Genomic DNA, 10,280 nt, shown 5'->3' with positions numbered 1-10,280 from the left:
AGATGCCCGCCAATCTCCGCTGACCCTTCTTCCTACCACACAACTTACGCCTCAGAGCACCTCTGAGTGGCGTCGTTGGTGGACCGCATACGATCATTCGGCATCGCCGGCCAGGGGGCGAGGCGCTGTCGCTCAATGCGCCACCGGCTCTCGTGTTCTGCACGACGAACACCTATGCGCACCTCGCCGACATCGTGGAATGGATCGCAGGGCCGCTTTGCGCTGATCGACGCCCCAGCGGTGCTGGACGTCAATCCCCTCATGCCCAAAAGCGTCTCGACGCATCGGAGTTCGTGTTCATGCGGTCGCTGTTCGGAACGGCCGATATCGGCGCGCAGGGGCAGCTTCCCGCTTTCTCCGGCGTCAATCGATCCAGGTCACCACTTCGTCGAGCGGAGCACGTCCCGTTCTGAAATTGTTCGCTGCGTGAGCGGTGTCTTCGTACCCGAAAGAGATGCCTGCCACCACATTTCGATCGTCGGAAATACCCAGATGGGAACGTATGAACTGTGGATACGAGGCCAAGGCTGCTTGCGGCGCAGAGGCTACTCCAAGATCCTGTGCCGCAAGGATGAAGTTCGCCAGGTAGGCGCCGGCGTCGACGGCACCGTACGTGCCGAGACAACGGTGGGTCGTGATGATCGCCACGTGTGGAGCGCCAAAAAAACGGAAGTTCTCCAGCGTTTGACGCGCCGAACCTTCGCGATCGCCCTTTTTGACGCCCACGCTTTCATAGAGCCGCCAGCCGCATTCCCGACGGCGATCTTTCAAGACACCTTCATAGGACTGCGGAAATTCAAAGTCGGGCGCAATCGGTTCGTTTTTCTGAGCGAAGCGGGTGTACGCCTCTCGGAATGTATCGGCGGCGTCACCCGAAACGATGGTCACCTGCCAGGGCTGCACGTTGCCCCACGAAGGTGTTCGCTGCGCGGCCTCCAGAATGGACTCGATGGTGCTGCGCGCGACGGGAATCGGCAGAAAGGCTCTGCAGGTGTGTCGACGAGAAATCAAATCGTTTAGTGTGTTCGGCGGGCGGGTCATGACGCTGAAGAATGGTTGTTTAAAGTAAATCAGAATTTACACGCAAATCTTGGCCAGTGCAACGGAGCAACGGCATCAATGTGATAGGGTTTTCCACGGTAATTCACAATTTACTTTTAAGGATGGATGGTGAGACAATTCGCTGTGGAAGCGGACAAGCTTGCGGCAAACCACCTTTTCGGCTTCGGATGTGCGGCGGGGCTTCGGCCATGAACCCGGGTTCGCCTGTTTGACTGAATCTTCAGTTTTTACGACCATGGAGCGCCATTTATGATGTCGACGGCAGCGCTGCGCAGAGCGGCGAGCATTTGTCCAAAAGGGCTGGCCATTTCCAGTGGTGACGAACGGCGCACCTGGCCCGAGCTGTTGGGACGAGTCTCAGCGCTGGCTGGCGCCCTGCAATCTGCGGGGCTCGAGCGTGGTGACCGGGTAGCCACGCTGGCGAGGAATTCGCCTCGCTATTTTGAACTCCTGATGGCGATCTGGTGGGCGGGCGGAGTGATTGTTCCCCTCAACACGCGTTTGGCCTTCGAGGAGCTTCGTCACATCGTGGAGCACTCCGATTCCGTGCTGCTGTTCAGTGACGAGTCGTTCGAGGAGTTCGGAGCGCGGATGGCTGAGGTTCTGCCGTCTCTAAAGGAATTCATCCGCTTCGACGACGCGCGGTATGCGGCGATGATCGAGCACCCGCGTGTTGAGGATGCTTGCGGTGACCTCAATTCGCTAGCCGGGATCTGCTACACAGGGGGGACGACCGGACTGCCCAAGGGAGTGGAGTTGACGCACCTGAACTTCAGCTTCGCCGCGATGAGCCTGCATCGCGAACTCGAGTACAACCAGGACACGGTCTATCTCCATTCGACGCCGATGTTCCATTTGGGAGACCTTGCAAATGGGCTGGCTGTGACGCTTGGCGGCGGCACGCACAGCTTCATAGCGCAATTCAAGCCGGAGGTTTTCTATCGGCGCCTGCGCGACGATGGTGTCACGCACGTTCAGCTCGTCCCAACGATGGTTGCGATGGTCCTGGACGGGCCCGAGCGCGATGACGAGCTTCTATCGCGAATTCGCTCGATCCAGTACGGTGCTGCTCCGATATCGCAGGCGTTGCTTGCTCGAATGCTGCAGGCCTTTCCCAATGCGCGGATCAACCAGTTCTATGGAATGACCGAGGCATGCGGAGGCATTTGTAGCTTGCCCCCCGACCGGCATGTCTTGAGCGGCCCCAAGGCGGGAAAGCTGAAATCGGCAGGGCAGGCGTTGCCCGGCTTTGAGATCCGTATTGGGAGCGATCAATCTCGCCCATGCAAACCGGGTGAAGCGGCGGAGATCCTGCTGCGCGGCCCGGCTATCATGCGCGGTTATTGGAAGGCGCCCGAGAAGACCGCCCAGACGCTCGTTGACGGTTGGCTCTATTCCGGTGATGCGGGCTATCTAGACGAGGACGGTTTTCTGTACATCGTCGATCGGATAAAGGACATGATCATCAGTGGTGGCGAGAACATCTATTGCGCCGAAGTCGAGAACGCGTTGGCTTCGCACCCTTCGGTAGACGCCTGCGCAGTCTTGGGTCTGCCCGATGAGCGCTGGGGAGATCGGGTGCATGCCGCGGTTGTTCCGAAACCTGGCGCGAGTTTGAGCATCTCAGAACTGGACGCACATTGCCGGGCGCAGATTGCCGGCTACAAGGTTCCACGCAGCTACGACATCCGCAGCGAGCCGTTACCACTTTCAAGTATCGGCAAAGTTCAAAAGAACCAACTGCGGGAAGCATGGCTTGCCGCTGAAAAGAGCAGAGCCGGTTAGCCGGAAAACCGCATCGGACGGAATCTCTCCCACCGAAGTTACTTGTCCTCAGACCTTAGTTGGCTGCGGCGTATGACGCATTGCTGATCGACTCCTTCATCTTGAAATAGTAGGACCACCGGGAGTTGAATCCGCCTGCGCCATGACGTCCGCGGCCTTCGCGGCGGCAAAGCCATCGATGTCGCGCGCATGGCGCGTTGCTTGATCGCCTCTCGCTTTGGTCTGCACGCATGGCCGCGACTCTCCCGCGGTGAAGGGGCGGCATGGTCGGCTAACCAAGCGCCAGTTCGACGAAGCTACCATCACTTCAAATAAGGGTTTCCGATAAATGAATCTGGATTTACTTTTTGTGCGCCATGCATTGTAATACGTTTCATGGGCCGCGCTGGACCCATCACCGTGCACGGAAATCGGAGGATTTCAGGACAGGTGTTTAGGCACCGCGTGGGGAGGGCTGCTCGAAGATATCACCGCGCGCGCGGGCTGCATCGAACGCCCGATGCTCCTGAGGTGCGATCGCAGCGCGCTACTGCTTTGTCAACCTGAATCGGAAGACCCCGGAATGAATGCATCAAATCAACAAAAGTCGCTTGATGTCGTCATCGTCGGGGCCGGCTTCGCCGGCCTCTACCAGTTGCACCGCGCCCGCAAGGCGGGCCTGACTGCCCGCGTGATCGAGGCCGGCGAGGACGTCGGCGGCACCTGGTACTGGAACCGCTACCCCGGCGCGCGGTGCGACGTAGAAAGCCTCGACTACTCATTTTCCTTCGACAAGGAGCTCGAACAGGAATGGACCTGGAGCGAGCGCTACGCGACACAGCCGGAAATTTTGCGTTACATCCGCCACGTCGCCGAGCGATTCGACCTGCGGCGGGACATCCAGTTTCGCACGCGTGTGACGCGGGCAGTATTTGACGAACGGGCAAAGCGATGGACCCTGGAGACAGACGCGGGCGAGTCATTCGACGCGCAGTTCTGTGTTATGGCCACTGGATGCCTTTCGATCGCGCAAGCCCCGAATTTCAAGGGCCTGCACAGCTTCGCCGGCACCTGGTATCACAGCGCCGATTGGCCGAAACAGGGCGTGGATTTCGCTGGCAAGCGGGTAGGGGTGATAGGCACCGGTTCTAGCGGTGTGCAGATGATTCCGTTGATCGCGGAGCAGGCCGACCATTTGACAGTCTTCCAGCGCACCGCCAACTTCAGCGTGCCGGCGCAGAACGAGCCGCTCGACGATGAGGCCGTCCGCCATGCCAAGGCCCACTACCGTGAGCGGCGGGCTCGCGCGAGAGAAGCCAACAACGGCCTGTATCTGGAGGCAGTCGACAAATCGGCCCTCGAGGTTTCAGAAGAGGAGCGGCTGCGCGAGTTCGAGTTCCGCTGGCGCGGTGCCGGTGGTGGATTCCGGATGCTCCGCGCATTCAATGACCTGCTGGTCAATGAAAAAGCCAACGAGTATGTCTCCGACTTCGTGCGCTCCAAGATCCGTGCGATCGTGCGCGATCCGAAGGTGGCCGAGCTGCTTTGCCCTAAGAAGGAGCTGCGCTTCGGCACGAAGCGCCTTTGTGTGGACTCCGGCTACTACGAAACATTCAACCGCCCCAACGTGACGCTGGTCGACGTGAAGGCTGCGCCGATCGAGGAAGTGACCCCGCGTGGGCTGCGCACGAGCGCCCAAGTGTATGAGCTGGACATCCTCGTGTTCGCGACCGGTTTCGACGCCATGACGGGTGCGCTGCGTGCCATCGACATCCGCGGAGTCGGAGGCGTGACGCTGGGGGAAAGGTGGCAGCACGGTCCACGCACCTACCTGGGCGTATCGTGCGCGGGCTTTCCGAACATGTTCATCATCGCGGGGCCCGGCAGCCCATCGGTGCTCAGCAACGTCGTGCACTCCATCGAAGAGCACGTCGATTGGGTCACTCGGCTCATTCAGCACGCGCGTGAGACCAAAAGGGCCTACGTCGCTTGCGACCTCGAGGCGGAGAACGAGTGGGTTCACCACGTCAACGAGGTGGCCGATCGCACCCTCTACCCACGCGGCAATTCGTGGTACGTCGGCGCCAATATTCCCGGCAAGCCTCGAATCTTCATGCCCTACGTGGGCGGGGTACCGGCTTACCGCAAGATTCTGAACGAGGTGGCCGATGCCGGATACCGCGGGTTCGTGCTCTCCTGAAAAACGGATAAAAGGAAGTCCTGAATGAAAACGCTTGTCTTGGGCGGTACTGGCTTCATAGGGATGCATGTCGCGCGCGAGCTTGCCGCGAGGGGCGAAGAGATTGTGATTGCAGGTGCCAGAGCTGAACGCTCGCCTGCGGAACTCAGGGAGTTTTTCGGAGAAGCCCCGCAGCAGGAACGAATTGATTTGACGGTCAGCTATGACGTCTTCGATGCGATTGCCCGTATCAAGCCCGATAAGGTATTCGACGCGTCGGGGTATGCCCCAAAATCGATGTCGCCGGCGCGTGAAGTCCATTTACGAACGGCTTGTGCGCTCAATGTGATCGAAGCCTGTCGAATCATGAATGTCGGACAGCTGACGATCACGAGTTCCAGCGACATCTATTGGGGCCTGGACTCAAAATACTATCCGTATAGCGAGGCCGGCCCGATCGCCATCACTGAACAGAAGGACCATCACTACATTCAGGCTGGGCCCAAGAAGTTGCTCGAGGCGATCGCCGCCATCTTTCAGCGCCAGACGGACCTCGACATCCGAATCGTGAGAATCGACGGCACATACGGGCCGCTCTACAACAAGATGATCAACGTCGTCGCGCGGATGGTTCACGCCGCCGTGCGCGGCGTCGCCATGGATCTGACCTCGGACAAAGGGCGCTTGCCATGCGCGGACATGGCTTGGGACTTCAACTATGTCAAGGACCATGCATACGGCATGGCGCTGGTCCACCAGGCGATTGCCCCGGAGCACAAGGTCTACAACGTGGGCAGTGGCAAAACCACGCGGCTGGATGAGTTCGCTGATGCAGTCAACGTGCTGTTCCCAGGCGCGATACCGCCGTTGCCGCTGCACCCTCATGGGCCTTCGAGCGACCAACGCTATCTGGACATAACGCGCGTGCGTGCGCTCGGCTATGAACCGCGATGGTCGGTTGCGACCGGCGTTGCTGATTATGTGCAATGGCTGCAATCCCACGACGTCTGATTTTCGTGCTTGAGAGCAGCGCAAGGCGATGAGGTCAGTGGGCCGCCGGCCCGCGCGGTGGCGGCCACCGGAGTTTTGGTGGCCGAGTAATCCGCCCGCGCATGAGGACCTCACGTTCCCGCGGTAGGCCGAGTTTCTCGAGGCCGCCACTTTCGATGGCCTGCCCATCCGGCCGGAGTTGACCGCACTGAGCACTCCATCACGCGGCTGGCTTTCCCGACGTAACGAATCGAAGCACCGCACCTCCAAAAGTGAACAGTAAATTCTACGGTGTTCGTCCCCGCCGTTACCCCGCCAGTCCTGGCTAGACGCTCTCGGCATGGCCGAAAGGGCGTGTAGGGTTTCGATGCCGGCGAAAGTGAATCTGAATTACAATTACGCTTCCCGGGGACGTCAGCGGAAACTCCCGATCCATGCGGCTCAGGCGGTGCTTTGACACGCACTCGGGCGTTGAATCTGGAGGAGGGGCGGGCGCCCCCGGCGTGACCTGGATTCGTCGAGACTGAGTGATGTCGAAAAGCCGTCGAACAGCGGGAAGCCGCAATTGACGAATATTCCGGCCAAGTGCCGGTCAGACTAATGGGCGATTGTTCTCGTTATGGACGAACTCATCGAGCCGGCGACCCGGCGGACACCGAAGGGCAATACGACGCGAGAAGCGATCAAGCTTGCGGCGAAGCGCGCGTTGGCAGTAGATGGGTTTTCGAACGCGAAAATCGCCGACATCATGGCGAGCGTCAACCGCTCACCGGGTGCCTTCTACAAATACTATCCAAGCAAGGAAGCACTGCTGCACGAGCTGCTTGACGAATTTCGCACGCGCCTCAAGGCAGAAGTAAACCGCCCTTTGAACACGCGTGGGGACCCGCTTGAACACCTGAAAGAGCGGTTAGGAGCGTTCTGGAAGATCTATCGCGATGACTGGCCTGTGGCAACTGCAGCATTTCAGATGTCGATGGCGGATCGCGAGTTCGCTCGTGCGTGGCATGGTGTGAGGCAACAGGGCATACGAGGCATGTCGAGCGTGATCAAGCTCCTCCAAAAGGAAGGCTATTGCGCCGGGCTCGATAGCGAACTGATTGCTTCGGCACTGTGTTCAATGCTCGAATACACCGGCTACAACTGGACTGCGCGCGCCGGTGACTTTCCAGACCGGCTGATTGATGACGGGGCGGCTATTGAGGTACTGACTCGACTGGTCCTGAACGGTGTGAGAGGCGGCGCCGCTGAGACAACAGCCGCGTCTCCCGCAGACAAGGAACCCGGCCGCGATCCGGCACGGCGTCGTGCAAAATCGGAGCGCGGCTGAGCCGGCGAATCTTATGTAGTGGTTGAGGCCTCGAGATGCATGGGAGGCCGGAGGCGACGAGCGAAGTCGCGTTCAGCGCATGGATGTTTCGGGGTCCGGCTGCGCCACCCAGTTGGTGATCCTCTGCTGTCGGCTCGAGAACTCGCGCACCAATTGTCTGGGCGTGCGCCCAGTCTTCACGAACTCCACATCTCCGCCTGGATATCCGTCGCACGAGGCTTTCGATGCTTGCCCGTGCCGACATTCCCCTCATCCAAGAACAGAGTCCGTCTTTCGTGGCTCAACTCAACTTCGACTGACGCCTATCGTTGCGCTTCGTGTATTGCGACGGGCTGCGGTGTCTAACGGTTCACCCCCGATTCTTCGCGTCTGCGCAGCACAAACTCGCAGGTCGTTACTGGCAGCACCAGTTCGGGTAAACCAAAAGTGAATTGCAATTTACTTATGGACGCCGATAGGCTCTAATAGCTACCAATGGGCCGGACTTCCAAACGCCCGCTGCGGTGGCACAGCAAGGTCTCGCTCTTGACCCTCAGCGACTTGCCGAAGAATGCATGGCGTTCTTGCCAGGGAGGGCTAGGTACTGCGCCGCAAGGTGGGCGGTTACGCCCACGCCAAACAATTGAGGCGATGACGAATTGCGCGGAAGCCGGCACGCGCGAACCGCACTGAACGGCAGATGTCGCGCCGGATGGCCATAGACCACAGGGGGCGTCATCGGCTCGTTCAGAACACGGCGGAATGTGAATCCGTCGGCATAGAGACGGTAGTCAGTCTTACTAAATAAATGGAATGGAGACAGACGCGTGAAATCGAAATTGGCCAATCTTCTTGTTGCGTCGGGCCTACTGAGCTTCGCCGGGCTGGCGAGTGCCCAGAGCAGCGTGACTCTCTACGGCTTGATCTCGACGGGCATCGCCTATGCGAATAATCAGAAAGGCGCCGCTTCATGGTACGTGGCAAACGGCCCGATGCAGGCGCCACGCTTCGGACTGAAGGGAACCGAAGACCTCGGCGGCGGGCTGCATGCTATCTTCACGCTGGAGAACGGCTTTAGCATCGCCAATGGATCGCTTGGGCAGGGCGGCCGCATGTTCGGGCGGCAGGCGTTCGTCGGCTTGTCGTCCGATAGGATCGGCACGCTCACGATCGGGCGGCAATACGACCTCGGCGCCGCAACCCTCTATGGCTACGAGTCGGCATGCCAGTTCGCCGCTTACGGCACTCATATCGGCGACAACGATAACGTGTTCGACACGTTCCGCATCAACAACGCTGTCCAGTTCAAGAGTCTCGACTATCGCGGGTTGCAAGTCGCCGCGCTGTATGGCTTCTCGAACAAGGCTGACGGGTTCTCGGACAACAGCAGCTACAGCGCCGGCGTGTCGTACCACAACGGCGGGCTGTCGCTCGGCGCGGCCTATAACCAGGTCACAAAGCCGAACGATCCGAATAACACCGGCGGCGCCGTTTCCGGCGACTACGGCTTCACTTCGCCGTTCATCACTAATCCGGCGACCGGCGCAGGCGTTGCCAAACAGTGGATGTTCGGCGCAGGCGGGGCCTATAAGTTCGGCGCGGCAAGCGCGTCCGTGCTCTATACGAAGTCGCGCTTCGACTACCTCGATACGTCCAGGCTCGACCTGAACAACTTCGAGGTCTCGCTGGTGGACTATGTGTTACCCGACTTGCTCGTCGGCGCGGCCTACATCTATACAACAGGCAGCTATCACCCACAACCGGTCGACCCGAAATGGCACCAGGTTAATGTCGGGCTCGATTATTTCCTGAGCAAGCGGACCGACCTCTTTCTCGTCGGCATCTACCAGCACGCGGCCGGCGATGCAAAGTTCGCACAGATCTATTCGCTGTCGCCTTCCAGCACGAGAACGCAAGTGTTCGGGGTGTTGGGGATGCGGACGAAATTCTGAGGCGAGGGGCCCCGGCTTGCACCGTGGCGATTGCGCGAGACTGCTCATAGCTCTTCGAGCAGCGCCTTCGCCTCTCTCGCAAGTCGGTGGAGTCGAAGCATTCCGTGACAGCGCCATAGATTCCGGCCAGCCGCTGACGTGCCGCCTCACTCTTGCCTTGGGCTTGCCACAGGCGCGCGAGGTTCAACGTGGCGCGCAGCTCGACCGACTTCGCGCCCCAACCGCTACTCTTCGTCCCGCGATCCCGGGTGCGGATGAGCGTCTGAAAGCCTTCTGCGCGGTTCGCGGAGCCGCGGCAGCCGGACGGGCTCAGACACGTGGCCCTGACGGCAGCGCCTAGGCATTAACCCGGGACGGCTTCCAAACTGGACGGTCGCTTGACCGCAGCCGTATGACACTCCGGCCGGCCGATCCCGCGGAGTTAAGTGAGGTGCGTCAACGGGACCAGTCTCGCGCGCTTCGGCGTGAAGGCCTGGGACATCGACTGAGTTGGCACGAAAGGGGGCTCCGGCCCGGAAGTCCTAGTGTCGGCCGCCCCCCGATTTAACGTAAATCAATTTGTCAATTTTTCATCATGTTGATCAGTTGGTGATCCCCAATCAATACGTCAATGAAATTTCACCGTGTAGCACGAGACGAGCACTGTCCTCGAACGATGTCGCGCTGTGGCGTGGCGGTTTAATCGTAGCTGCGACCTTCTGCCGTCCGGTCTGCTTTGCTTTCGTCGCACGTTGTGTTTGTGTTAGGTCACACGGTCCTTTTCCCGAGACGGCTTTCCTTGGGGCGTCGGGTAACTCTGGTCTCGCAGCGCTAGGCGATGCTATTGATCGCGAGAACGAGCATATGCCTGGTACAGGCGACGTCCCACATGTGCGGCCGAACTCTCGTGCGCTTACTCAAAGCGCAGGCGTCTGCGGCGGTTGTCAACGTACTTGTCGCGTCACCTCATGCGCACTGCTTTAGTTCTTCCGGTTGCATGCGCTCCGGATTGAGCCAGACTTCATCCTTCAATTTCCAGTTGCGC

Annotated in this window: 6 protein-coding genes; 5 read left to right on the top strand and 1 reads right to left on the bottom strand. The window is 59.7% G+C overall.

Annotated features, from left to right (window positions below):
* Window positions 1-363: 363 nt before the first annotated feature.
* Window positions 364-1,041, bottom strand: a complete 678-nt coding sequence (locus HWY30_RS39760; RefSeq protein WP_026226497.1) for a nitroreductase — start codon at window positions 1,039-1,041, stop codon at window positions 364-366.
* A gap of 270 nt (window positions 1,042-1,311) precedes the next feature.
* On the opposite strand from HWY30_RS39760, the gene HWY30_RS39755 reads away from it, so the two are divergent.
* The 5 genes from HWY30_RS39755 to HWY30_RS39735 all read left to right on the top strand — a co-directional run bounded on the left by HWY30_RS39755 (window position 1,312) and on the right by HWY30_RS39735 (window position 9,256).
* A complete protein-coding gene (locus HWY30_RS39755) occupies window positions 1,312-2,847 on the top strand; it encodes a class I adenylate-forming enzyme family protein (protein ID WP_090806474.1) in 1,536 nt (511 codons plus the stop codon).
* Between the two features lie 562 nt (window positions 2,848-3,409).
* Complete coding sequence (locus HWY30_RS39750; protein WP_090806472.1) at window positions 3,410-5,026, top strand: flavin-containing monooxygenase; 1,617 nt, start codon at window positions 3,410-3,412, stop codon at window positions 5,024-5,026.
* Between the two features lie 24 nt (window positions 5,027-5,050).
* On the top strand, window positions 5,051-6,016 hold the full coding sequence (locus tag HWY30_RS39745) for an NAD-dependent epimerase/dehydratase family protein (RefSeq protein WP_090806470.1): 966 nt from the start codon (window positions 5,051-5,053) through the stop codon (window positions 6,014-6,016).
* A gap of 598 nt (window positions 6,017-6,614) precedes the next feature.
* Complete coding sequence (locus HWY30_RS39740; protein WP_090806468.1) at window positions 6,615-7,325, top strand: TetR/AcrR family transcriptional regulator; 711 nt, start codon at window positions 6,615-6,617, stop codon at window positions 7,323-7,325.
* 806 nt (window positions 7,326-8,131) lie between these two features.
* On the top strand, window positions 8,132-9,256 hold the full coding sequence (locus HWY30_RS39735; protein ID WP_244145200.1) for a porin: 1,125 nt from the start codon (window positions 8,132-8,134) through the stop codon (window positions 9,254-9,256).
* Window positions 9,257-10,280 lie beyond the last annotated feature (1,024 nt).

Source organism: Paraburkholderia tuberum STM678, from assembly GCF_902833905.1.
GTDB classification, from domain to species: domain Bacteria; phylum Pseudomonadota; class Gammaproteobacteria; order Burkholderiales; family Burkholderiaceae; genus Paraburkholderia; species Paraburkholderia tuberum.
This window is presented reverse-complemented; position numbering and strand designations above follow the sequence as displayed.

What these genes read in the sequence shown, in the direction of transcription:
- HWY30_RS39760 (WP_026226497.1), bottom strand. Translation starts at nt 1,041, where the DNA reads ATGACCCGCCCGCCGAACACACTAAACGATTTGATTTCTCGTCGACAC.
- HWY30_RS39755 (WP_090806474.1), top strand. Translation starts at nt 1,312, where the DNA reads ATGATGTCGACGGCAGCGCTGCGCAGAGCGGCGAGCATTTGTCCAAAA.
- HWY30_RS39750 (WP_090806472.1), top strand. Translation starts at nt 3,410, where the DNA reads ATGAATGCATCAAATCAACAAAAGTCGCTTGATGTCGTCATCGTCGGG.
- HWY30_RS39745 (WP_090806470.1), top strand. Translation starts at nt 5,051, where the DNA reads ATGAAAACGCTTGTCTTGGGCGGTACTGGCTTCATAGGGATGCATGTC.
- HWY30_RS39740 (WP_090806468.1), top strand. Translation starts at nt 6,615, where the DNA reads ATGGACGAACTCATCGAGCCGGCGACCCGGCGGACACCGAAGGGCAAT.